Origin of the sequence: Actinomadura alba, from assembly GCF_014323705.1 — a bacterium.
Classification (GTDB): domain Bacteria; phylum Actinomycetota; class Actinomycetes; order Streptosporangiales; family Streptosporangiaceae; genus Actinomadura_C; species Actinomadura_C alba.
The window spans coordinates 83,273-105,439 of record NZ_JABVEC010000017.1; the positions used below are offsets into that span (position 1 = coordinate 83,273).

The following is a 22,167-nucleotide window of genomic DNA, read 5'->3' on the forward strand; positions in this document are numbered from 1 at the left end:
GAGTGCGCCGCCCCACCGGCCGGATCCGGTCAGGATCGTTCCCGAGGGCGGGCGCCCGGCGCACGATGGCGAGATGGCCGAGAAGAAGCTCGATCGCGGTAAGTACCACCGGAAGCGGCGGGCCAGGCTGCGCCGTCACCGCCGCCGCAGCCGCCCCACCGTCGGCACGGGCAAGGGCCGCTGACGAGGCTCCGGCGGGCTCCGGCGATGGCCGGAGAATGTCGGCGCGTCCCGATAGTTTCGGGTGTGTGAGCGAACGGTGGGGGCGCGATCAGGTGCTCGGGCTGGCTCCCGACGCCCCGTCGGTCAAGGCCTCAGGCACCCTGGCCAGACCGGCGCGATGGTCCGGTACGGGCTGTGACGAGGACGCCGTCTGGGGCACGTGCCAGGGCAGCGGAAAGAGCGCCTACCGCGCGAGCGTCGACCTGTCCGAGCCCGCCTTCCGCTGCTCGTGCCCGAGCCGCAAGTTCCCGTGCAAGCACGCCCTCGCGCTGCTGCTGCTGTGGAGCGACGGCCCGGTGCCCGAGGGCGCCCCGCCCGGCTGGGTGACCGAGTGGCTCACCGAGCGGCGGGCCCGGGCCGGGCGGCGCGTGGCGAGCGACACCGCGGCGGATGGCGCCAGGCCCGCCGGCACCCGGGATCCGAAGACCGCCGAGCGGCGGGAGCAGCGGGTCGCCGATGGCGTCGCCGAGCTCGACCAGTGGCTGCGCGACCAGGTCGCACACGGCCTGGCCCACGCCGAGCGGGCTCCTTACCACCTGTGGGACGACGTCGCCCGCCGGCTCGTCGACGCGCAGGCCGGCGCGCTCGCCGGCCAGGTGCGCCGGCTCGCGTCGATTCCGCGCCGTGGCGCCGACTGGCCGCAACGGCTGCTGGCGGAGTACGCGCTGCTGCGCCTGCTGACCACCGCCTTCCGCCGCAGGGCCGAGCTGCCCGGCCCGCTGGCCGCCACCGTGCGGGCGCGGATCGGCTTCACGCTGACCCACGAGGAGGTCCTCGCGGGCGAGCGCGTCCGCGACCTCTGGTACGTCGCGGGCTCCAGCGACGCCGAGCAGGACCGGCTCATCACCCGCCGGGTGCTGCTGCGCGGCCGCGATACCGGGCGGTCCGCCCTCGTCCTGTCCTTCGCCGCGCCCGGCCGAGCGCTCGACGCCTCGCTGGTGGTGGGCGACACCGTCGACGCCGAGCTCGCCTTCTACCCCGGCGCGCAGCCGCTGCGCGCGATCGTGGCCGCGCGGCACGCGCCTCCGGGGCGCCGGGCCCCCCGGGGCACGACGGTCGAGGAGCTGCTCCGCGAGCACGCCGCCGCGCTGAGCCGCGATCCGTGGCTGGACCGGTGGCCCGCCGTGCTGGCCGGGCTGCGGCTGGGCCGCGCCGGTGACGACGGCTGGCACGTGATCGACCCGGCCGGGCACGCGCTCCCGCTCCGTACGACCGATCCCTGGCGGCTGCTGGCGGTGTCCGGCGGCCGGCCGCTCACCGTGGCCGGCGAGTGGTCGGCGCGCGGGCTCGTGCCGTTGTCAGCCTGGCAGGAGGAGGACGGGCTGGTGATCCTGTGAACGCGTGGACCGAACACGTGTCCGCCGCGTTGCTCGGCACCCAGCGGCGGCCCCCTCCCTCGCTGCCCGAGGCCCCGGCGGGCACCGCCGACCCGGCCGGCCGGCTGCTCGACCAGGCCGCGCTGCTGACCGTGCGCCGGCGTGCCGGCCTGCTGCCCGGCACGGCCGAGCCGGTGGCCCCCGCCCCGGCAGAGACCGCTCCGGTCGTCCCGCCCGAGGCGGCCCGCCGGCTGGCGCAGATCCTCGCCGGTGAGCGGTTCCGGGTGCTGCCGGAGTGGCTGGAACGGGCGGCCGAGCGCGGCTACCGGGTGCCGCCGCGGCTGCTGCCCGACCTGCTGGAGAAGGGCCGCACCGACCGTGGGCTCCGCCCGCTCATCGCCCGCGCCGCGGGTCGGCGCGGCGTGTGGCTGGCCCTGCGCAACACCGACTGGGCCTACCTGGTCGCCGTGGGCGAAGACGACGCGGCCGCCGACCCGGGGGCATGGCAGACCGGCACCCGCGGCCGGCGCGTCGCGCACCTCGTGCGACTGCGGGCCACCGACCCCGCCGCCGCCCTGGCGACGCTGCGCGAGACCTGGGACAGGGAACCGGCACCCGATCGCACGGTCTTCCTGGCCACCTTCGAGCGTGGGCTGTCCGCGGCCGACGAGGAGTTCCTCGAGGCCGCCCTCGACGACCGCGGGCAGGACGTGCGGCGGATCGCCGCCGACCTGCTCGCCCGGCTGCCCGGCTCCGCGTACGGCCGGCGGATGACCGAGCGGGCGCGTGTCTGCCTGCGCGGCGAGCACCGGACCGTACGCCACCGGGCGCAGCGGTGGATCGTCGTCGAGCCGCCGGCCGGCCACGACGACGCGATGCAGCGCGACGGCATTCCCTTCCACGCCGCCGAGCGGATCGGCGACCGGGCCGGGTGGCTGCGCGAGGTCCTCGCCCGCACGCCACTGGCCACCTGGACCGAGTTGTTCGGGATGCGCCCGATGGAGGTCGTGTGCCTGCCCATCGCCGACGCCGTCGACCATGACGTGCACAGCGCCAAGGACGTTCACCTCGGCTGGGCGCGCGCGGCCGTCCGCCAGCGCGACGCCGGGTGGGCCCGGGCGCTCCTCAAGGGCGGCGTCGTCGTCGACGAGGTCGAGGCGCTGGCCGATCTGCTCGCCGTGCTGCCCGCCGGGGAGCGCGACGCCGCGGCCGCCGACCTCATCCGCTGGGTCGAGGGCCACGACGACCTCATTCGCACGCTCGACCGGATCCCCGGCCCGTGGACGGGAGAACTCGCCGACACCGTGGTGGCGACCCTGCTGACCGCCGCCCGCCGGCCCGACGCGGCCCGGTTCGTGAGCAGGCTGTGCCGGCTGGCCGACGAACGGCTGACACCGGGTGCCGTGTCTCGGCTCGACGAGATCACCCGTGACCACGCGAACTCCTGGCCGCTCACCGAGCTGACCGAGACCCTTCGCTTCCGCCACCACATGCTGGAGGAGTTGCGGTGACCCGAGGGTGCCGGGCGGCCGTCCTCACCCCGCGCCGCACCGCCCGCCTCCGCCCGTCCTCGTTCTAAGGAGCCTGCACCCCCATGACCGAAGCCGTGCTACGGCCGCACGCCGAGCAGCAGTACGCCGACGAGCTCGCCCTGCTCTCCGAGCACGACGAACGGCCGAGGCCGCCGGGCTGGCGGCTGTCGCCCTGGGCCGTCACGACCTATCTCCTCGGCGCGACGCTGCCCGACGGTTCGCGGATCAGCCCCAAGTACGTCGGGCCGCGCCGCCTCGTCGAGGTGGCCGTGGCCACCCTCGCCACCGACCGGGCGCTGCTGCTGCTCGGGGTGCCCGGCACCGCCAAGACCTGGGTCTCCGAGCACCTCGCGGCGGCGGTCAGCGGCGACTCCACGCTGCTGGTCCAGGGCACCGCTGGTACCTCCGAGGAGTCGGTCAGGTACGGCTGGAACTACGCGCGGCTGCTGGCCGAGGGGCCGTCCGAGCAGGCCCTCGTGCCGAGCCCGCTCATGCGCGCGATGCGGACCGGCGCCGTCGCCCGCATCGAGGAGCTCACCCGCATGCCGTCCGACGTGCAGGACACCCTCATCACGATCCTGTCGGAGAAGACCCTCCCGGTGCCCGAGCTCGGTACCGAGGTACAGGCGCGCAAGGGCTTCACGGTCATCGCGACCGCCAACGACAGGGACCGCGGCGTCAACGAGCTGTCCAGCGCGCTGCGCCGCCGCTTCAACACCGTGGTGCTCCCGCTGCCCGCGACCGCCGACGAGGAGGTCGACATCGTCGCGCGCCGGGTCCAGCAGATCGGCACGACCCTCGAGCTGCCCGACGCCACGGCCGGGCTCGACGAGATCCGCCGGGTCGTGACGATCTTCCGCGAGCTGCGGTCCGGCCGTACGGGCGACGGGCGTACCAAGCTGAAGTCGCCGAGCGGCACGCTCAGCACCGCCGAGGCCATCTCAGTGATCACCAACGGTCGTGCCCTCGCCACGCATTTCGGTGACGGCGTGCTGCGCGCCGCCGACGTCGCCGGGGGCATCGTCGGGGCGGTCGTGCAGGACCCGGTGTCCGACCGGGTGATCTGGCAGGAGTACCTCGAGACCGTGGTGCGGGAGCGCACCGAGTGGCGCGACTTCTACCGTGCGTGCCGCGAGGTCTCTTGACGTCCCCTCCCGCCTGAAGGCGGGAGATTCCAACCTCTCAGACAGGAGAAGCCAGTGGTTCGCGGTTCACGGCCCCGTCTGACGACTGGAGGGCTCCCCGCGCTGTCACGGCCCGCCCGGCCGCGAATCCGCTTGGTTATCGCGGAGTCACTCAAAGTAGCAGAAGGGAGGGAGCGGCGTTTGCTTTCCGGCCGGAGAACCGGAGTCTCCACGCCGCGATCTCGATGACCGTGGCCGTGGAGCCCGACGAGCGTGTGCGGATCTTCGGGATCCGGCATCACGGCCCGGGATCGGCACGGGCCCTCCGCAAGGCGCTGGAGGACTTCAAGCCCGAGGTCATCCTGATCGAGGGGCCACCGGAGGCGGACCCGATCGTCGCGCTCGCCGCCGACCCGGGCATGGTGCCGCCGGTGGCGCTGCTCGCCTATGTCTCCGCCGAGGGGGAGCACGGTGACCGGCGGGCGGCGTTCTGGCCGTTCGCCGAGTTCAGCCCGGAGTGGCAGGCGATCCGCCATGCCCTCGCCGCGGGGGTGCCCGTGCGCTTCTGCGATCTGCCCGCCGCCCACCAGCTCGCCGAGCCGCCGGACGATCATTCCGGCGGCGTTCCGGGCGCCGACCCGGGTCCGGCCGGCCCCGAGACCCCCGGGCGCGAGGACGCCGAGGCCTTGGAGCAGGTGCGGCTCGACCCGCTCGGCACGCTGGCCGAGGCGGCCGGCTACGACGACGCGGAGCGCTGGTGGGACGACGTCGTCGAGCATCGCGGCGACGGGCCGGCGCCGTTCGAGGCGATCGCCGAGGCCATGACCACGCTGCGAGAGCACGCGCCGCCCATGCCCGAGGGCCATGCCCTGCGCGAGGAGCGGCGCGAGGCGTACATGCGCAAGACGCTGCGCCGCGCGCTGAAGGACGGCTTCGAGCGCGTCGCGGTCGTCTGCGGGGCCTGGCACGTGCCCGCGATCGCCGCCGGTCTCGGCTCGGCGCGCGACCAGGGTGCCGTGACCGCGACCGGCGACGACCGGACGTTGCGCGGGCTGCCCAAGACCAGGGTGGCCCTCACCTGGGTGCCGTGGACGCACGGGCGGCTGGCCGGGCGCAGCGGCTACGGCGCGGGCGTGCGGTCACCTGGCTGGTATCACCATCTGTTCAGCGAGCCGGACCGGCCGATCGAACGCTGGCTGACCGAGGCGGCCCGGGTGCTCCGCGACGAGGACCTCCCGGTCTCGTCCGCGCACGTCATCGAGGCGGTACGGCTCGCGGACGCGCTCGCCGCCCTGCGCGGCAGGCCGCTGGCCGGGCTCGACGAGGTCACCGAGGCCACCCTCGCCGTCCTCTGCGAGGGCGCCGAACTGCCCGCACAGCTGATCCAGCGCCGCATGGTCGTCGGGGAGCGGCTCGGTGCCGTGCCCGACAGCACTCCGATGGTGCCGCTCCAGCACGACCTGCGGGCCGAGCAGCGGCGGCTGCGGCTGCGGCCGTCGGCGCTGGAGAAGGAGCACGACCTCGACCTGCGCAAGCCGACCGACCTCGACCGCAGCAGGCTGCTGCACCGGCTGCGGCTGCTGGAGGTGCCGTGGGGCGAGCCCGCCGAGTCGGGGCGCGGCAAGGGGACCTTCCGCGAGACGTGGACGCTGCTGTGGCGGCCGGTGTTCGACGTCGAGCTCATCGAGGCGAGCGCGTGGGGCACCACTGTGCGCGGCGCCGCCTCGGCGAAGGCGCGGTCCGCCGCGGCCGGTGCCGAGGCGCTGACCGACCTGACCTCGCTGGCCGAGCGGTGCCTGCTCGCCGATCTGGACGACGCGCTGCCGGACGTCATGCGCACCCTCGCCGACCGGGCCGCGGCCGACACCGCCGTCGCGCATCTCATGGCCGCGCTCCCCGCGCTGGTCCGCACGCTGCGCTACGGCGACGTGCGCGGCACCTCCACCGGGCCGCTGCGCACCGTGGTCGACGGGCTGGTGGTGCGCGTCTGCGTCGGGCTGCCGCCGGCCGCGTCCGGGATCGATGACGACGCCGCCCGCACACTGCTCGATCGCGTCGACGAGGTGCACGACGCGCTCGCCCTGCTCGACGACGCCGAGCACCTCGCGCGGTGGCGGGACACGCTCGCCGGCCTGATCGACCGGCCCGGCCTGCACGGGCTGATCGAGGGCCGGCTGACCCGCCTGCTGCTCGACGCCGGCCGGCTCGAGCGCGTGGCCGACCGGATGGCCCGCGCCGTGTCGGTCGGCGAGTCACCGGCCCGCGCGGCCGCCTGGATCGAGGGGTTCCTCGCGGGCGGCGGTCTCGTCCTGGTCCACGACGACGCGCTGCTGCGGCTGGTGGACGGCTGGATCGCGGGGCTGTCGCCGGAGTGGTTCACCGACGTGCTGCCGCTCCTGCGCCGGACCTTCGCGGAGTTCGAGGCCCCGGAGCGGCGCTCCATCGGCGAGCGCGTGCGCCACCTGGGCTCGGGTGACCGGGCCGGGCGCGCGCCCGAAGACCCCGGGGACGACGACTGGGCCGGCCTCGACGCCGCCCGCGTCGGCCCGGCCGGGCAGACCATCATGGAGATCCTCGGCTGGTCGCCCTCGTCCCCATGACGCGGCGGTGAGCGCGGACCACTCGAGATCACGACTGGAGTTGGGAGGGCCTGTGGACGCCGGCGAGAGGCTGAAGCGGTGGCGGCTGGTGCTCGGCGACGAGGCGGCCGACGGCACCGGCGTGGCCCTGGACGGTGCCGAGGCCGGGATGGACGCGGCCCTGGCGTCGCTCTACGGCTCCGGCCGGGGCGGTGGCCGGTCCGGCGGGGGGCGGAGCGGGGGCCTCGGCGCGTCGGCGCCCAAGGTGGCCCGCTGGCTCGGCGACATCCGCGCGTACTTCCCCTCGAGCGTCGTCCAGGTCATGCAGAAGGACGCCATCGACCGGCTGAACCTCACCCGGCTGCTGCTCGAACCGGAGATGCTCGAAGCTGTCGAGCCCGACGTCCATCTGGTCGGCACGCTGCTGTCGCTGAACCAGGTGATGCCCGAGCGGGCCAAGGAGTCGGCGCGCGCCGTCGTGCGCGCGGTGGTTCGGGAACTGGAGTCGCGGCTCGCGCAGCGCACCAGGTCGCTGATCAGCGGCGCCCTCGACAGGTCCGCGCGGGTGCAGCGGCCGCGGCGGCTCGCGGACGTCGACTGGGACCGGACGATCCGCCTCAACCTGCGGCACTACCTGCCCTCGCACGGCACCGTCGTGCCCGAGCGGCTGGTCGGGTACGGCCGTCGCCGGCAGGCGGTCCAGCGCGACGTCGTCCTCTGCATCGACCAGAGCGGCTCGATGGCGGCGTCGGTGGTCTACGCCGGGGTGTTCGGCGCCGTGCTGGCCTCGATGAGGTCGCTGCGCACGTCGCTGGTGGTCTTCGACACCTCGGTCGTCGATCTCACCGACCAGTTGCACGACCCGGTGGAGGTTCTGTTCGGTACCCAGCTGGGCGGCGGCACCGACATCAACCGGGCCATCGCCTACTGCCAGGGCGTCATCACCCGGCCCACCGAAACGATCTTTGTGTTGATCAGTGACCTCTACGAGGGCGGGGTCCGCACCGAGATGCTGAAACGGGTCGCGGCGATGACCGCAGCGGGCGTGCAGGTGCTGGCGCTGACCGCGCTCTCCGACGAGGGGGCGCCCGCCTACGACCACGAGAACGCCGCCGCGCTGGCCGCGCTGGGCGTGCCGGCATTCGCGTGCACGCCCGACGTGTTCCCCGACCTCATGGCCGCGGCGGTCGAGCGCCGCGACCTCACGGAGTGGGCGGAGCGCAATCAGCCGAGCGGGGACGGATAGATCGAATCGTCCTCCGGCTTCGACCTGGCGGACGACGCGGAAGTCGGCGCGCCCACCGGGCGCGCCCACCGGCCTGGCTGCCCTGCGGTTTCCCCCGCCGGGGCGTCGGGCACAGGGCTTCTCAGGGACGCGGATCCCGCCGTGCGGTCGCCCGCCGGCCGTCGATGCCCTAAATTTGCATGTATGAGCGTTGCTTCAGATAAGAAGCTGGACGAGTGCGCGGTCCGCGTCATCGACTCCGAGCGCGTCACGATGGTGGCGGGTGCCATGCCGAACGCCGAGGCGATCGAGGAACTCGCTCAGGTGTTCGGGCTGCTCGCCGACCCCGGCCGGCTCCGCGTGATCACGGCCCTGCTCGAGGGAGGTGAGATGTGCGTCTGCGACATCGCCGCGGCGTGCGGGCACACCGAGTCGGCGGTATCGCACGCGCTGCGCCTGCTGCGCGCCCACCGGGTCGTACGGGTCCGCCGGTCCGGCCGGATGGCCTACTACCGCCTGGACGACTCGCACGTTCGGATGCTCCTCGACCTCGCTCTCGTGCATCTGGGTCACAAGGGTGAGAGCGATGAGCCCCGACCCTGACCGTACGCACGGGCATGGGCACGGGCACGGGCACGCCGTGTCGGCGAACGCCGACCGCAGGTTCCTGTGGGCCGCGCTCTCGGTCCTGCTGGTCTTCATGGCCGGCGAGGTGGTCGTCGGGCTGGTGGCCCGTTCACTGGCGCTGATCTCCGACGCTGGGCACATGCTCACCGACGCCTTCTCGATCGGGCTGGCCCTGGTGGCGATGCGCGTGGCGGCGCGCCCGCCGATGGGCGGCTACACCTTCGGGCTGAAGCGAGCCGAGATCCTCTCGGCCCAGCTCAACGGGCTGACGCTGATCCTGCTGGCGGCCTACTTCATCTTCGAGGCCGTCCGGCGGCTGATCCAGCCGCCGGAGGTCGCCGGTCCCCTGGTGCTCGCGACGGCGCTCGTCGGGATCGCGATCAACGTGCTGGCCACCTGGCTGCTGAGCAGGGCCGATCGGGCGAACCTCAATGTGGAAGGGGCCTTCCAGCACGTCCTCAACGACCTCTACGCCTTCATCGCCACCGCGATCGCCGGCCTGGTGGTGTGGCAGACGGGGTTCGCCCGGGCCGACTCGATCGCCACGCTCGTGGTGGCCGGCCTGATGCTGAAGGCGGGTTACGGCCTGCTCCGCGACGCCGGGCGGATCCTGATGGAGGCCGCGCCCATGGGCATGGACCCGGGCGAGATCGGCGCCCGGATGGCCGCCCGGCCGTGCGTCGTGGAGGTGCACGATCTGCACGTGTGGGAGCTCACCTCCGGCTATGCCGCGATGTCGGCCCACGTACTGGTGGATCAGCGCGGCGACTGCCACGCCGTACGCCGGGATCTCGGCAGTGTGCTGCGCGACGCCTACGGGATCACGCACACGACGCTCGAGGTCGACCACGCGCCCGCGCAGCCCGCCGGCGACGCCCACCACTGCGAGGACGCGCACGGCCCACGCCACCGCTCCGAACCGGATGCCCCGCATCGGGGCGCGAGCGAGGATCAGGGCGGCGAGCGCACGGTTCCCGGAGCCTGAGCCGCTGCCGGGGCTGAGCCGCACTCGCCCGGCACGGGCCCGTCCCATCCCGGCCGCCCCTGTGCGGGACCATGGTACGAACAAGCGACGAATGGCACGGGGTCGGCGCCGCCCGCCGCCCGGAAGGGACAGACCACCCGACATGCGGAGCAAGCCGCAGCTCGAAGCCGCGATCAGGCACGGAGGACGAGCCGTCCTCATCGTCAACACGCGCTCACGCAGCGGCCGTCGCCACTTCGACGAGGCCCGCAGGCTGCTCGGCGAGGCGGGCCTGCGCTTCGCGGACGTGTTCCCGATCGCCGACCCGAGCCGCATGCCGGAGATCTTCCGGGAGGCGCTGGACTCCGACCCGGACCTGGTGATCGTCGGCGGCGGCGACGGCACCGTCAAGGAGGCCGTCAGCCATGTCGCGGAGCGCGACGTCGCGCTCGGGCTGCTGCCGCTCGGCACCACGAACAACTTCGCCCGCAGCCTGCGGCTGCCGCTGAACCTCGCCCGGGCGGTCGCGGTGCTGCGGGACGGAAAGGTCGCCGACGTCGATGTCGGCCGGGTGCGGTACGGCGCGGATCCGGCGGACTCGCCGGGCGACGTCTTCGCCAACATGATCAGCTTGGGGTTGTCGGTCGAGGTGGCCGGGCAGGTCCCGCACGGGCTCAAGCGGGTCGTCGGCCGGGCCGCCTACGCCCTCACCGCGCTGCGCCTGATGCCCGGGCACCGGCCGTTCGACGCGACGGTGCGGGTCGGCGACACCACGCGCCGGTTGACCACCCACCAGCTGAACGTCGCCAACGGCAGCCATCACGCCGGCCGTCCGATCGCCGCGGACGCCAGCGCCGACGACCGGCTGCTCGCCGTGTACCGGCTGGGCAACGGGGCCCGGCTGCGGCTCGCCGCCGAGACGGCGCGCCACGCGCTCATCGGGCACCGGCGCACCCTCGCCCAGACCGCGCTGCTCACCACCGACGACGTGTACCTCGAGACCGATCCGCCGCTGCCCGTCGACGTCGACGGCGAGGTCCGCGGCCGGACGCCCGTACGGGTCAGCCTGGTGCCGAACGCGCTGCGCGTGATGGTCGCCCAGAGCTTCCTGGACACCTGAGGCCGGGCGAGCCGGGCTGGACCGCGGCCTAACCGCCGCCGAACCAGCCCGGCACGTCGAGCTGGAACAGGTTGGACGGCGTCATCCTGCGCAGGTCCTCCTCCAGCGCGGTCAGCCGCTCGGCGCCCAGGGCGTCGGCCCAGCGCCCGCGCAGGTCGTCGAAGATGCGCGCCGACCGCTCCAGGCAGTCCGCGCCACGCGGTGTGAGCCGTACGACCTTGCGGCGCGCGTCGCGCGGGTCGGAGCCCCGGGCCAGGTAGCCGAGGCGCTCCAGGGCGTCGACCGTCTTGCCGGCGGCCTGCTTGGAGATGCCGAGCCGGCGGCCGAGTTCGGCTGCGGTCGTGCCGTGCGGGCCGATCGCCTGGAGGACGAACCCGTGCATCGGCCGCAGCCCGGCATGGCCCTGCCGGGCGAGCTCGGCGTGCAGGTCGTCGATCAGGACGCGGAAGCCGAGCAGGAGCCGCAGCGGCAGCTCGAAGCCCGGCGGCTCACTTGACACGATGGACAACCAGGTTCACTATTTCGACAACCATGTTGTCCATTGTAGGAGATCCGACGATGCCCGTCATCCGTACCGCCGAAGGTCGCAGTACCGAGACCCCCAACGCCGTGATGACCACCCTGGCCTCGCCCACGCTCGGAGGCACGGGGCAGTCCCTGTGGCGCGTCGACATGCGCCCCGGCGCGCAGGGCCCGCTGCACGTCTTCGACACCGAGCAGATCTGGTCGGTCGTCGGGGGCGCCGCGACCGTCGAACTCGACGGCGAGACGTTCGGCGTCGGGCCCGGCGACACGGTCGTGATGCCACCGGCGGTGCAGCGGCAGATCACCGCCGACCCGCTGGCCGGCTTCGCCGCCGTCGTGACCGCCGCCGGGAACGCGCGGGCCGGTCTTCCCGACGGCACCGACAGGGGCGTGCCCCCCTGGATCGCCTGACCCCGGCCCCCACCGGCTAGCGTGCGGGACATGGCTCGATCCGACGACGGCCGGCTGCCGCGCAAGCTGTACGAGAAGGAACTGCTCCGCCTGCAGGCCGAGCTGGTGAAGCTTCAGGAATGGGTGCGATCCGAGGGGGCCCGCGTCGTCGTGCTGTTCGAGGGCCGTGACGCGGCCGGCAAGGGCGGCACGATCAAGCGGATCACGGAGTACCTCAGCTCCCGTACGGTCCGCATCGCGGCGCTTCCGGTTCCGACGGAGCGGCAGCGGACGGAGTGGTACTTCCAGCGGTACGTCGAGCAGCTGCCCGCCGCCGGCGAGATCGTGCTGTTCGACCGCAGCTGGTACAACCGCGCGGGTGTGGAGCACGTGATGGGCTTCTGCACCAAGGAGGAGTACATGCGCTTCCTCCACCAGTGCCCCATCTTCGAGCGGCTCCTGGTGGAGGACGGCATCCTGCTGCGCAAGTACTGGCTCTCGGTGAGCGACGCCGAGCAGGAACGCCGGTTCCGGTCCCGGCTCGACGATCCGATGCGGCGGTGGAAGCTGTCGTCGATGGACCTCAAGTCGATCACCCACTGGGAGGACTACTCCCGCGCGAAGGACCAGATGTTCCTTTACACCGACACGCCTGAGGTGCCATGGTACGTCGTCGAGAGCGACGACAAGCGACGGGCGCGAATCAACACGATCGCCCACCTGCTGTCGACCATCCCGTACCAGAAGGTCGAGCGGGAGCCGCTCGAGATCCCGGCGCGACCTCCGTCGCGGGGGTACGAGCGCCCGCCCCGCGACATGCAGACCTACGTGCCCGACCACGCCGCCAAGCTGATGTCGGCGTGACCGAGTAGGCCGCCGTCGAACGGTTCAGTGCGGTTCAGAGCGGTTCAGCGAGGTCGGGACCCGCTGTCAGGCCGAGTACGCCGCCGGATCCTTGACGCTGCGGGTGAAGGTCCGCCAGGCGGCGGACCCGAAGCTCAGCACGGGGCCGTCCGGGTTCTTGGAGTCGCGTACGGCGACCCCGCCGGGCAGGCCCGCGATCTCGACGCAGTCGCCGCTGTCGCCGCCGCTGTGGCTGCTCTTGCGCCACCGGGCGGCCGAAAGATCCACCGTGTTCATGCGCTCTCCATCACCGCTGCGATCAGCTTCAGCGAGTCTCTTTCGGGCAGCGCCGCCGCCCGGATCAGATCGAAGCGTACTGCGAGCGCCGCGACCTCGTCCGCCTTTCTGATCAGGAGCCCGTGCCCTCCGGCGCCCTCGAGATAGGCCACGTCCGGGGCGCCGTCGAAGGACAGGATCGTGAACGAGCCCTCGAGGCCGGGATAGGAACCCGTGTCGCCCGGAATCACCTGGATCGTGATTTCGGGCCGCTCGGCGACGTCCATGAGCCGCTGGAGCTGGCCATGCATGATCGCTCGCTCGCCGATGCCGCGGCGGATGACCGTCTCATCGGTCAGCAGCCACAGCCGCGGCGGATCGTCCCGCTCCATGATCGCCTGGCGGTCCAGGCGCGAGGCGACCAGTTGATCCAGAGCGTCGAGCTTCTGCCCCGACCTCAGGACGTCCCGGGCGTACGCCTCCGTCTGCAGCAGCCCGGTGACCAACAGCGCCTCGAACTTGCGTACCGACGTCGCCTCGGCCTCGAGCCGGAGGAACGCCGGGAAGCCCGGCGGCAGCGCCAGGTGCCTGCCGGCGCGCCTGCTCTCCTCCCACATCCGGTGGAAGGTGCGCACGGGTGTCTTGAAATAAGTGTCGAGGTCGATCGAGAACGCCTCGGACGGCGACTTCTCCCCGCTCTCCACCTTGCCGATCCACTGGCCGGAGCAGCCGAGCGCATCGCCGAGCTGCGGTCGCGAGAGCCCCGCCGCTTCGCGGTGGGCGCGCAGCAGTGCGCCGAAGGCCCTGATGAGGGGATCGCGGGTGAGGTCGCCTGGCCCTTGCGGCATAGGGGGTCCCATGGTTCGTCACGTCCGGTGGTTTGCGTGGAAGCGGAACGGGGTGGGGCGCGGGTGTCACCGGCACGTCGCACAGCGTAACCGGAATGGGTGAGTGTGGGCGTGTCATTCCCCGGACACCTTGTGAGGCCTGTGATGGACACCCGCACTCCCCCTGAGGACCACGCTCTGGCCCGGCTCCGCGCCGATCATCCAGGGCATCGGATCTGGCGATCCGTCCGATCGGACGGCCTGCTCGGCGACTGGGTCGCGACACTCCATGATCCGGCGGCCGGGGTCGATGCGACGGTGATCTGCGACGGCCCCGAGGAACTGCGGGAGGCACTGGCCGTACAACGCACTCAGGCCGACCGGCTGAGACGGCCCCGATGAGGGCGAACGAGGTGGTCCGGGAGCGAGGGTGCCCATGGGAGGCCGTACGGGCGGCGGCCGTGTCGGGACTGCGGGAACGGTTCGGTGTGCCGGTGTGGTGGGGCGAGCACACCCGCATGTTCTGGGCGATGGTCACCGTCCAAGGCCGGCCGCGCCTCGTCGAGGCCATCACCCCGGAAGAGCTCGCCCGGGCCATCATGGGCGCCCGATCCTGGCCATGGCCGCCCGCCGAGCCGGTGACACCGCTTTGTCCGGATAAATAAGCATTCCGGAGCATCGCCGACAATTGCGCAATATGCATATCCCATCGGCCTGTGCAATCCAAAGAATGGGTTGTGAATCGCTCATGTGTTCGATAGATTTAATGAAGGCCGGCGAGCTTTGATCGGGGGTGCTCCAGATGACGATCCAGCAGGATCCCCCGTTGAGCTGGGAGGATCTTGCGGAGTTTCCTCCAGGCCCGCATCTGGCTTTCGCTCTCACCGGTGTGGATTTGGTGGGTTTGCCGGATGTGGAATTGGTCGCGGTGATGGTGGCCGCGCGGCGGCAGACGTCGTGGACGCAGTCGCTGGAGTTGGCGGCGGTGGCGGAGTTGTCACGACGCCGTCATGACCAGGAACGCGGCCTTGGCGCCCGCGGGATGGGCAACCTGCAGATCAATGACATCGTGGTCGATGAGGTCGCGTTGACGCTGACGCTCACCGGAACTGCGGCGGCGGGGTGGGTGTGCCGAGCAGCTGGCCGAGGACCTGCCCGCGACCGGGGCGGCGCTGGCGGCCGGGCGGATCGATCTGCCCCGCGCGCAGGTGATCGCCGACGCCCTACGAGGGGTGAAGCGGGCAGTGGCCACCAAGGTCGAGGCCGCCCTGTCCGGTGAGGCCCCGGAGCTGACGACCGGGAAGCTACGCCACCGCGTCAAAGCGCTGATCAAGGCGATCGATCCCAAGGCGTTCCAGGAACGACGACGCGCCGCGCGTGCTGAACGCCGGCTGGAGTTGTTCGACAACTCCACCGGCACGAGCGATCTGGCGCTGCGCAACATCACCACCGAAGACGCCCACGCCCTCAAAACCGACGGCGACCCCCGACCCATCGACCACATCCGCGCCGACATCACCGAGAACCTCCTGCGCGGAACCACCCTGCCCGACGCCATCCGCGAAGTCATCACCGGCGGCACGCACAACGCCGGCACCCCGGACGAGAAAGACCACGAAGCAGCCCACGTCGGCGGCGAGACCCCAGCCCATGAACCGGAACACACGGGCGGTGGCAGCACAGACCGCGAAGGCGCCCACGCCGGCGGCGACACCACAGAACACCAACCGGCCCACCATGGTGAAGGCCACGAACCCGCCCGCACAACTGGCACGACGAATCGTGAACCGGCCCACCATGGCGAAGACCGGGTACTGGGCCACACGGGCGACCGCACCACAGACCGTGAAGCCGCCCGCGAGGGCGGCGTAAGAGCGGACCTCGTGGCTGCGATGGATCGGCAGATCGCCCGGGCACTGGCCGGCCTCGCCGACGAGCACCTCACCACGATGCTGGCCCAAGCACGCCTCGACGGCAGGCTGGACGGACTCGCCCTGCTCACCGCCCAAGCAGCCCAGGCGATGGCCCAGGGCCTCAAAGAACTCCGCCACACGTGGTGCCAGAGCACCGGGGACAACACTCGCGAGCCCGCCAGTCGCGACACCGCCGACTCCGACGCCACCGGTCACGACACCGAGGTGCACGGGCACAACGGCTACCGGCCGCCCGCCGCCATGCGGCGGCTCATCAATCAGCGCCATCCCAGGTGTGTGTTCCCGACCTGCAACGCGCGCTCCAGCCGCTGCGACCTCGACCACACCCGCCCCTACCACAAAGGCGGAACGACCTGCCGCTGCAACCTCGCACCACTCTGTCGCCGACATCACAAACTTAAGCAACATCGCCGGTGGCGGCTCTTTCAGCTTTGGCCCGGGCTGCTCATCTGGATCACACCCACCGGAACCTGGCACATCATCACACCCAACCTGCGGGAATGAACGTGAATTCGCAGTGGCATATTCGGCCGAATGCCCAATGTCGAATCCCGAAGCCCCGCTAGGGGCACCCTGCCGGAGAGTTCTATGTATTAGAGCTTCGGGGACGGTGCCATCCGACTGGGCGAATTTGAGATTGTGTTGAACTGCGCAACATAATCCGTACGCGACGATGGGTGAACGCGATGCCTCTTGAGGGCGAGTACGAGCCGAGTCCGGCGCAGTGGGTGCGCGAACAGGTCGAGCTGTATGAGAGTTCGGGCGGCACGCAGGGGACGACGCTCTGGGACACGGGCCTGCCCGTCGTCATTCTCACGACGCGCGGCGTGAAGAGCGGCAAGATCCGCAAGATCCCACTGATGCGCGTGGAGCACGAGGGGCGGTACGCGGCCGTGGCCTCGAAGGGCGGCTTCCCGCGTCACCCGGTCTGGTACTTCAACGTCAAGTCCGACCCGAACGTGGAGCTCCAGGACGGGTCCGTACGCCAGGACATGACGGCCCGTGAGATCACCGGGGGCGAGAAGGCCGAGTGGTGGGAGCGCGCGGTCGCCGCGTATCCGCCGTACGCTGAATACCAGGAGAAAACCGACCGTGTGATCCCCGTCTTCGTGCTGGAGCCCGCGTCCGTGGCAGGGTCGGCGGACGCCCCACCATCGTCAACGAGGACCTGATCCGCGCAACCCGCGACATGCTGCGCAACCCGGCCAGTAGCGTGACCACCATCGCCAGATCCTCGGTGTCTCCGTGGGCCATCTTCCCGATCAGAGCGTGATCGAGTTCGTTCAGCGGAACCGTACGGCGGCGCCGTGTTCGGAAGTGCCTCCGGCTGGTGCGGGAACAAGGACCTAGACAATCGTCACGTCGGGCACTCTTGCGGGAGCGCGTCCGGGCCCGGATCGGCCGGTCGGTCAGGGGCGGCAGGAGATCTCGCCGTGCAGGATGGTGAACCAACCGTCCTCCGCCGCGCCCCAGGCACGCCACGCGTCGGAGAGGCGCTCAAGATCGTCCCGGGTGGCATGCCCCCCGCTCATCGCCCGCTCGGCGAAGGCGGATCGCACGACGCGTTCCGACCACGTCTCGCTCCACCAGGCACGGTCGTCGGGAGTCGAGAAGCACCAGACGGAACCAGTCGAGGTGATGTCCCGGAAACCGGCCTGCTGTGCCCAGGAGAGCAGGCGACGCCCCGCGTCGGGCTCGCCGCCGTTCGCCCGTGCGACGCGACGGTACAGCGACAGCCACTCGTCCAGACCCGGTGTGGCCGGGTACCAGGTCATGGCGGCGTAGTCGGCGTCACGCGCGGCCACGATCCCGTCCGCCGCGCAGACCCGCCGCATCTCCCGCAGTGCCCCGACCGGATCAGTGACGTGCTGCAGGACCTGATGGGCGTGGACGACGTCGAAGGTCTCATCGGGATAGGGCAGCGCGTGGACGTCCGCGACCGCGAATTCGACGTTGTCCAGCCCGCGCTCGGCCGCCAGTCGGCCGGCTTCCTCCAGCACGTCGGGAGCGGCGTCGACGGCGGTCACGACGCCGGGAGCCACGAGCGCCGCCAGATCCGCAGTGATCGTCGCCGGGCCGCAGCCGACGTCCAGCAACGAGACACCCGGCCGCAGCCGCTCGATCAGGTAGGCCGCCGAGTTCCCGGCGGTGCGCCATCGGTGCGACCGCAGCACCGACGCATGATGCCCGTGCGTGTAGACGGCGTTCTCTTCGGCCATGCGGGCTCCCTCCCGAGTACGGCTTGGGCCGGTGCCCGAACAATACTCGCTCATCTCATATAGCAAGAGATATGTCTTGCTATATGAGATCTCGGGCGTCGACGACGTTACCCGGTTGCGGCGGTGGCGGCGGACCGGCTGCCCGAGTTCGTCACCTGACCTTTATTCCGCGCCGACCATTTCGACGCCTCCGTCAACGAGCATTGCTCTCAGGCTGCGGCGATTCACCTGGACCGGCAATGGCAACCGGAGGTGCGTCAAGATGCGAACGGCGGCGAGGGCATGCATCGCCGGGTTGATGATGCTCCCGGTCATCGCGGGATGCTCGGAGCGGGACCCGACCGACGCGATCGACGACGAAGGCCGGAGGACCGTGGAAGACGTCATCGCGGAGATGCAGCGAGCGGGCTACGAGTTCTCCACGTCGGTGAACTTCGCCCGAGAGGTCGAGCAACGGCTCGAGATGCACCGGCCCGACACAGTGGATGTTCTCGAGACCGCCGGAGACCCGTTGAAGGACCGCGGCACCGTGACGGTGAGGATCTCGTTGACCGCGTCATACGGCCGCATGTTCGCCTCCACTCAGATAACCGCCGGCCGGTGTTACCGGTTCACGTTCGAGAGGTATCGCCACACCCTCGAATACCGCAAGGTCATCTGTTCCGGTGGGCCGGCGCTGGTGCTCCCGAAGCGCACGCCCGCTCCGGAGCTGCCGGACGACGCGGAGCGGAAGCTCGAAGCGGCCCTCGATCGGTTGCGGGGCGCCGATCGCCGCGACGCCGCGGCCGTGCGGGCGGCGGCCGAGCGCTCTGTCCGTGGCCCGGGCCTGATGCACGAGGTGGCCGTCGGGAACGGCTGGATCGGCGTGACCGTCAGCGCGGGACGTTACGAGTGCCTCATGGCCCGGGTGAGCGCGAAGGACGTCGAGGCCTGGCGCCCCCCGCGCGTGTATCTGCAAGAGGGCGAGATGGGCTGCTCCGTGGAGGCGGCGGCCGCCGGACTGGTCCAGCGGCCGCCGCACTGAACGGGCGCCTCGGGGGTGGTTCCGTCAGCCGGCCGCGGAACCCTGCGGGCCGAAGACGTCGGTCAATGACCGGATCAGCGCGTTCGCCTGCTGCGACAGCGTCTGCTGAGCGTTGTCGGAAATTTCGCTCGGGCGGTTCGTGGCGTCAAGGCGCTGCACGAAGATCCGCAGCTTCCGGACCGATTCGTCCACCCGCCCGTGCTCGAAGTGATGCTGGGCCTGCGCACTGGCGTTGCGAAGTTGCGCGTACGCCGGACCGCGAAGCTCGCCGGACGCGGCGTACCGTCCCATCGACTGGTCGATCGCCTCGAACGGCTCGGTCTTCGTACGTGCAAGGGACGCACGGGCCTTCCCGAGGAATTCCGAGATCTGGTCGTAGGGCGGCTCGGTCAGGCCCTTCGGATTGGTCGGCTCGTCCTTGGTCCAGAGCAGCTCCAGCGGGATGTAACCGCGGTAGGCACTGAGGCGCACGTCCGTGAAGAGCCGGTCCAGGTCCATGAGGACGTCGTTCTCGGCTCCGGCCGGCTTCTTCTTCACCTGGAAGTTGTTGCTGTACGGGAGCACCTTGGCGATGTCGCGGTACCAGTCGTAACCCAGGCCGGTGGTGCTGCGGAACGGGCGGAAGTATCCGGTGTCATCGATGATGCCGATGTTCGGGCTGTCGACCCAGCGCAGGATCTGGATCGTCTGGTCCGCGGTCGCGGTCATGTCGCCGTGGTTCTGCAGGCCGATCCGCACCCCGCGGGCGGCGCCGTAGTCGGCGAGTTCGCGCAGCGGCGGGACGATCCTGTTCCTCGCGATCGTCTCCCATCCCAGCTGGTCGATGTCGTTCGGCACGACGCCGGAGAAGACGCGCATGACGGGCGCGCCCATCTCGGCCGCGACATCGATCCAGAACTTCAGGCGTTCCACATCCAGCGCGCGCACGGCGTCGTCCGGGTCGGCGAAATCGTTCTGCGCCCCGGTGCCGCTGATCTCGAGCCCCAGCTCCCGGCACAGCTCCTTGATCTCCCGGGCGTACTGCATGATCTCGTCGCGCGGCTTGGTGGGCATCGTGTTGTTGTCATACCCCGGGATGTAGTACGCCGTGACGTCGACCGCGTCGAACCCGGCCTCCTTGGCGAATCGGATCGCCTGGAGCGTGTCGATGGGCGGTGCGCCCTTGCGGCCCTTCAACCACGCGTTCAGGTTGACGTTGAAGCTGTACAAGTTGAGGCTGACCTTGTAGTCGCCCTCGAAATACCGCGTTTCTGATTTCGCTGCGCTCACGGGAGCGGGCACCGTATCCGCGGTCGCGGTGCGAATGCCCGAGACCGCCACCAACGACGCCATCGCCGCGACCACCGCCAAGATCAAACGAAATCGCCGCTGTCTCATCCGGCACTCCTTGCTGCTTCGAGCCAGATCGCCGGTCGCCGTGCCGACCGCGCCGCTCTCGCGGCCCGTGTCACCGAGCCGCCAATATCGGTCGCGTCAGTCGTGTCACCGGGTTTCGATCCTTCGAGATCACCTGTTGCGCGCCGTCGTAGGCTAACCTCGGAAAACGCTTTCCACAAGGTCTGCTCAGATGTCCGCACTGCTCGTGTCCGCACTGCTCGGACATCCGGGCGACCCGCCGGTTCAGCCGCCGGCGAGCCGGACGAGCTTGACGAAGACCGTTCCGGGTCGGCGGTGAGGCTCGGCCACCTTCGTCGAGATCGCCGAGCCTCTCCGGCCGCCCTCCGGTCCGTGCTCAGCGGACGAACTCGGCGCGGACCCCCAGCAACCGCACCGGCCGCCGTTCGGTGAACCGGCCGAGGGCGGCGACGGCGGCCTGCTCGATCACGAAAGCCTCGGTGGCCGGTGCCGCGAGCGCGTGGCCATGAGTGCGGGTGATGAACGGCGCATAGCGCACCTTGACCACGACACGGCCGACCGGTCGCCCGTCGGCGGCGACGTCCTGCGCGACCCGCCGCGCCAAGAGCACCAGCTCTCGCCGTACCTCGTCCCAGTCCTCGAGGTCGAGCTGGAAGGTGGTCTCGCGGCTGCGCGAACGCGCGACGTACGGCGTGCCGACCACCGGCGAGTCGTCCTGGCCCCGCGCGAGCCGGACCAGCCACGGCCCTGTGGCGGGGCCGAGCCGGGTGGCGAGCTCGTGCGGGTCAGCGGCCGCGAGCTCGCGTACCGTGCCGATGCCCATTCCGGTGAGCCGCCTGGCGGTCTTGGGCCCGATGCCCCACAGCGCGTCGGTCGGCAGGTCGCCGAGTATCTCGAACCACGTCCGGCCGGTCAGCCGGAAGACTCCGGCGGGCTTGCCGAAGCCGGTCGCCAGCTTGGCCTGCAGCTTGTTGTGCCCGATGCCGACCGTGCAGTCGAGCTCGGTCGCTCCGCGCACGCGCGCCTGAATCCGGCGGGCCACCGCCTCGGGGTCGGGTGTGTCGACGCCGAGGAACGCCTCGTCCCAGCCGATCACCTCCACCACGGCGTCGAACTGCCGCAGCGTCGCCATCACCTCGGACGACGCCGCTTCGTAGGACTCCCGGTCGACGGGCAGGAACACCGCGTCGGGACATCGCCGCGCCGCCGTGCGCAAGGGGAGGCCGGAGTGCACGCCGAAGGCGCGGGCCTCGTAGGAGGCCGTGCTGACCACGCCGCGCTTGGAGGGATCGCCGTCACCGCCGACGACGACCGGCCGCCCGCGCAGCTCCGGGCGCCGGAGCACCTCGACCGCCGCGACGAACTGGTCGAGATCGACGTGCAGCACCCACCGGCTCACACTCCATTCTCGCCCCGCAGGCCCCCCGGCGACCGGATCAGCCGAGGGTGACGGGGCCGCTCGAACCCATGAGCACGGCGGTGAGCGACGGGTGCCGCGCGGCGCGTACGTCAAGGTCGGCTCCGAGCGCCTCCAGGCGCGCGCACAACGTGTCCGGGTCAGGATCTGCGGCCGTGAACGAGGCGAGAACGACGCCGGGAAGGCCCCGGTCACACGGGTGCGGCGTGCTCCCCCAGTCGATGAGAAAGGGGACGGGCCCGCCGCCGGTCGCCGTGAGCCGCCACCTCAGCAGCTCACCGTCCGCCGTGCGCCGTGACATCGGCTCGGCGTCGCCGGGGTCGTGACCCCTCGCACGCGAGCGCTCGACCCGATCCTCGATGTCCCGCGTCCGGACCGCCCACGTGACCAGCCGGGGCTCGATCAGGTCGTCGATGCCGAACCACCTCGGCCGGTCCGGGACGGGCTGATCGGGATCCGGCCCGATGATCTCCAGGTACCGTCGCCCGCCGAGCCCGAGCAGCCGGTTGCGGGTGCCGAGGCCCGGGTGCCGTCCGCCCTCGACCGGGCGCACGCCGGTCAGCCTCTCGACGTGGCGCACCGCCTCGTCGAGGTCGGGCGCCGCGTAGACCAGGTGGTCCAGCGACTCGTCGATGACGGACATGGGC

22 protein-coding genes are annotated in these 22,167 nt (G+C 71.6%); 15 read left to right on the plus strand and 7 right to left on the minus strand.

The window, feature by feature from the left end; all coding sequences use genetic code 11:
- Positions 1-248 precede the first annotated feature (248 nt).
- From HKK74_RS22200 to HKK74_RS22235, 8 genes are all read left to right on the plus strand, one after another.
- Positions 249-1,559 carry an SWIM zinc finger family protein gene (locus HKK74_RS22200; RefSeq protein ID WP_312881675.1) on the plus strand — a complete coding sequence of 437 codons (1,311 nt, stop codon included), beginning with the start codon at positions 249-251 and terminating at the stop codon, positions 1,557-1,559.
- The gene (locus HKK74_RS22205; RefSeq protein ID WP_187245199.1) at positions 1,556-3,049 is read left to right on the plus strand and encodes a DUF5691 domain-containing protein; all 1,494 of its coding nucleotides are present in this window, start codon (positions 1,556-1,558) and stop codon (positions 3,047-3,049) included. Before HKK74_RS22200 ends, HKK74_RS22205 begins: the two co-directional genes overlap by 4 nt.
- Before the next feature lie 83 nt (positions 3,050-3,132).
- Positions 3,133-4,215, plus strand: coding sequence for an ATP-binding protein (locus tag HKK74_RS22210; RefSeq protein ID WP_187245200.1), 1,083 nt, complete (start codon positions 3,133-3,135; stop codon positions 4,213-4,215).
- Positions 4,216-4,439: 224 nt separating this feature from the next.
- Positions 4,440-6,794: a DUF5682 family protein gene (locus tag HKK74_RS22215; protein ID WP_187245201.1), complete on the plus strand. Its 2,355-nt coding sequence runs from the start codon at positions 4,440-4,442 to the stop codon at positions 6,792-6,794.
- Between the two features lie 52 nt (positions 6,795-6,846).
- On the plus strand, positions 6,847-8,019 hold the full coding sequence (locus HKK74_RS22220) for a VWA domain-containing protein (protein ID WP_187245202.1): 1,173 nt from the start codon (positions 6,847-6,849) through the stop codon (positions 8,017-8,019).
- 183 nt (positions 8,020-8,202) lie between these two features.
- Entirely contained in the window at positions 8,203-8,601 is a 399-nt protein-coding gene (locus HKK74_RS22225) for an ArsR/SmtB family transcription factor (protein WP_187245203.1), read from the plus strand.
- Positions 8,585-9,610, plus strand: a complete 1,026-nt coding sequence (locus HKK74_RS22230; RefSeq protein WP_187245204.1) for a cation diffusion facilitator family transporter — start codon at positions 8,585-8,587, stop codon at positions 9,608-9,610. Before HKK74_RS22225 ends, HKK74_RS22230 begins: the two co-directional genes overlap by 17 nt.
- A 142-nt stretch (positions 9,611-9,752) precedes the next feature.
- A complete protein-coding gene (locus HKK74_RS22235) occupies positions 9,753-10,709 on the plus strand; it encodes a diacylglycerol/lipid kinase family protein (RefSeq protein WP_187245205.1) in 957 nt (318 codons plus the stop codon).
- Positions 10,710-10,737: 28 nt separating this feature from the next.
- Here the strand turns inward: HKK74_RS22235 and HKK74_RS22240 are convergent, their stop codons facing one another.
- Positions 10,738-11,208 (minus strand): MarR family winged helix-turn-helix transcriptional regulator, encoded by a 471-nt coding sequence (locus HKK74_RS22240; RefSeq protein ID WP_187245206.1) that lies wholly within the window; start codon positions 11,206-11,208, stop codon positions 10,738-10,740.
- A gap of 59 nt (positions 11,209-11,267) precedes the next feature.
- Between HKK74_RS22240 and HKK74_RS22245 the strand changes: the two genes are divergently transcribed.
- Positions 11,268-11,645 carry a cupin domain-containing protein gene (locus HKK74_RS22245; protein ID WP_187245207.1) on the plus strand — a complete coding sequence of 126 codons (378 nt, stop codon included), beginning with the start codon at positions 11,268-11,270 and terminating at the stop codon, positions 11,643-11,645.
- Between the two features lie 30 nt (positions 11,646-11,675).
- On the plus strand, positions 11,676-12,488 hold the full coding sequence (gene ppk2, locus HKK74_RS22250; RefSeq protein WP_187245208.1) for a polyphosphate kinase 2: 813 nt from the start codon (positions 11,676-11,678) through the stop codon (positions 12,486-12,488).
- A 66-nt stretch (positions 12,489-12,554) separates the two neighbouring features.
- On the opposite strand, the gene HKK74_RS22255 is transcribed toward ppk2, so the two are convergent.
- Positions 12,555-12,764 (minus strand): DUF397 domain-containing protein, encoded by a 210-nt coding sequence (locus HKK74_RS22255; protein WP_222722594.1) that lies wholly within the window; start codon positions 12,762-12,764, stop codon positions 12,555-12,557.
- Positions 12,761-13,591, minus strand: a complete 831-nt coding sequence (locus HKK74_RS22260; protein WP_187245209.1) for a helix-turn-helix domain-containing protein — start codon at positions 13,589-13,591, stop codon at positions 12,761-12,763. The genes HKK74_RS22255 and HKK74_RS22260 overlap by 4 nt, the downstream gene beginning before the upstream one ends.
- A 144-nt stretch (positions 13,592-13,735) precedes the next feature.
- Here HKK74_RS22260 and HKK74_RS22265 point away from each other — a divergent pair, with 144 nt between their 5' ends.
- From HKK74_RS22265 to HKK74_RS22280, 4 genes are all read left to right on the plus strand, one after another.
- Positions 13,736-13,972 carry a hypothetical protein gene (locus HKK74_RS22265; RefSeq protein WP_187245210.1) on the plus strand — a complete coding sequence of 79 codons (237 nt, stop codon included), beginning with the start codon at positions 13,736-13,738 and terminating at the stop codon, positions 13,970-13,972.
- Positions 13,969-14,235, plus strand: a complete 267-nt coding sequence (locus HKK74_RS22270; RefSeq protein ID WP_187245211.1) for a hypothetical protein — start codon at positions 13,969-13,971, stop codon at positions 14,233-14,235. The genes HKK74_RS22265 and HKK74_RS22270 overlap by 4 nt, the downstream gene beginning before the upstream one ends.
- A gap of 444 nt (positions 14,236-14,679) precedes the next feature.
- Positions 14,680-16,008: an HNH endonuclease signature motif containing protein gene (locus HKK74_RS22275; protein WP_187245288.1), complete on the plus strand. Its 1,329-nt coding sequence runs from the start codon at positions 14,680-14,682 to the stop codon at positions 16,006-16,008.
- A 182-nt stretch (positions 16,009-16,190) separates the two neighbouring features.
- Complete coding sequence (locus tag HKK74_RS22280) at positions 16,191-16,676, plus strand: nitroreductase family deazaflavin-dependent oxidoreductase (RefSeq protein ID WP_187245212.1); 486 nt, start codon at positions 16,191-16,193, stop codon at positions 16,674-16,676.
- Positions 16,677-16,913: 237 nt separating this feature from the next.
- Here the strand turns inward: HKK74_RS22280 and HKK74_RS22285 are convergent, their stop codons facing one another.
- On the minus strand, positions 16,914-17,723 hold the full coding sequence (locus HKK74_RS22285) for a class I SAM-dependent methyltransferase (RefSeq protein ID WP_187245213.1): 810 nt from the start codon (positions 17,721-17,723) through the stop codon (positions 16,914-16,916).
- Positions 17,724-17,985: 262 nt separating this feature from the next.
- On the opposite strand from HKK74_RS22285, the gene HKK74_RS22290 reads away from it, so the two are divergent.
- Entirely contained in the window at positions 17,986-18,747 is a 762-nt protein-coding gene (locus HKK74_RS22290) for a hypothetical protein (RefSeq protein ID WP_187245214.1), read from the plus strand.
- A 24-nt stretch (positions 18,748-18,771) separates the two neighbouring features.
- Here the strand turns inward: HKK74_RS22290 and HKK74_RS22295 are convergent, their stop codons facing one another.
- The 3 genes from HKK74_RS22295 to HKK74_RS22305 form a co-directional block, all read right to left on the minus strand.
- A complete protein-coding gene (locus HKK74_RS22295) occupies positions 18,772-20,124 on the minus strand; it encodes a sugar phosphate isomerase/epimerase family protein (RefSeq protein WP_222722595.1) in 1,353 nt (450 codons plus the stop codon).
- Positions 20,125-20,479: 355 nt separating this feature from the next.
- Entirely contained in the window at positions 20,480-21,502 is a 1,023-nt protein-coding gene (locus HKK74_RS22300) for a DNA polymerase IV (RefSeq protein ID WP_187245215.1), read from the minus strand.
- A 37-nt stretch (positions 21,503-21,539) separates the two neighbouring features.
- Positions 21,540-22,163 carry a VOC family protein gene (locus HKK74_RS22305; protein ID WP_187245216.1) on the minus strand — a complete coding sequence of 208 codons (624 nt, stop codon included), beginning with the start codon at positions 22,161-22,163 and terminating at the stop codon, positions 21,540-21,542.
- Positions 22,164-22,167 lie beyond the last annotated feature (4 nt).

Bases quoted from the DNA above. Each gene is read 5' to 3' on its own strand.
- HKK74_RS22210 (WP_187245200.1), top strand. From the start codon at position 3,133: ATGACCGAAGCCGTGCTACGGCCGCACGCCGAGCAGCAGTACGCCGAC.
- HKK74_RS22215 (WP_187245201.1), top strand. From the start codon at position 4,440: ATGACCGTGGCCGTGGAGCCCGACGAGCGTGTGCGGATCTTCGGGATC.
- HKK74_RS22225 (WP_187245203.1), top strand. From the start codon at position 8,203: ATGAGCGTTGCTTCAGATAAGAAGCTGGACGAGTGCGCGGTCCGCGTC.
- HKK74_RS22230 (WP_187245204.1), top strand. From the start codon at position 8,585: ATGAGCCCCGACCCTGACCGTACGCACGGGCATGGGCACGGGCACGGG.
- HKK74_RS22235 (WP_187245205.1), top strand. From the start codon at position 9,753: ATGCGGAGCAAGCCGCAGCTCGAAGCCGCGATCAGGCACGGAGGACGA.
- HKK74_RS22245 (WP_187245207.1), top strand. From the start codon at position 11,268: ATGCCCGTCATCCGTACCGCCGAAGGTCGCAGTACCGAGACCCCCAAC.
- ppk2 (WP_187245208.1), top strand. From the start codon at position 11,676: ATGGCTCGATCCGACGACGGCCGGCTGCCGCGCAAGCTGTACGAGAAG.
- HKK74_RS22255 (WP_222722594.1), bottom strand. From the start codon at position 12,764: ATGAACACGGTGGATCTTTCGGCCGCCCGGTGGCGCAAGAGCAGCCAC.
- HKK74_RS22260 (WP_187245209.1), bottom strand. From the start codon at position 13,591: ATGCCGCAAGGGCCAGGCGACCTCACCCGCGATCCCCTCATCAGGGCC.
- HKK74_RS22265 (WP_187245210.1), top strand. From the start codon at position 13,736: ATGGACACCCGCACTCCCCCTGAGGACCACGCTCTGGCCCGGCTCCGC.
- HKK74_RS22270 (WP_187245211.1), top strand. From the start codon at position 13,969: ATGAGGGCGAACGAGGTGGTCCGGGAGCGAGGGTGCCCATGGGAGGCC.
- HKK74_RS22280 (WP_187245212.1), top strand. From the start codon at position 16,191: ATGCCTCTTGAGGGCGAGTACGAGCCGAGTCCGGCGCAGTGGGTGCGC.
- HKK74_RS22285 (WP_187245213.1), bottom strand. From the start codon at position 17,723: ATGGCCGAAGAGAACGCCGTCTACACGCACGGGCATCATGCGTCGGTG.
- HKK74_RS22290 (WP_187245214.1), top strand. From the start codon at position 17,986: ATGCGAACGGCGGCGAGGGCATGCATCGCCGGGTTGATGATGCTCCCG.
- HKK74_RS22295 (WP_222722595.1), bottom strand. From the start codon at position 20,124: ATGAGACAGCGGCGATTTCGTTTGATCTTGGCGGTGGTCGCGGCGATG.
- HKK74_RS22305 (WP_187245216.1), bottom strand. From the start codon at position 22,163: ATGTCCGTCATCGACGAGTCGCTGGACCACCTGGTCTACGCGGCGCCC.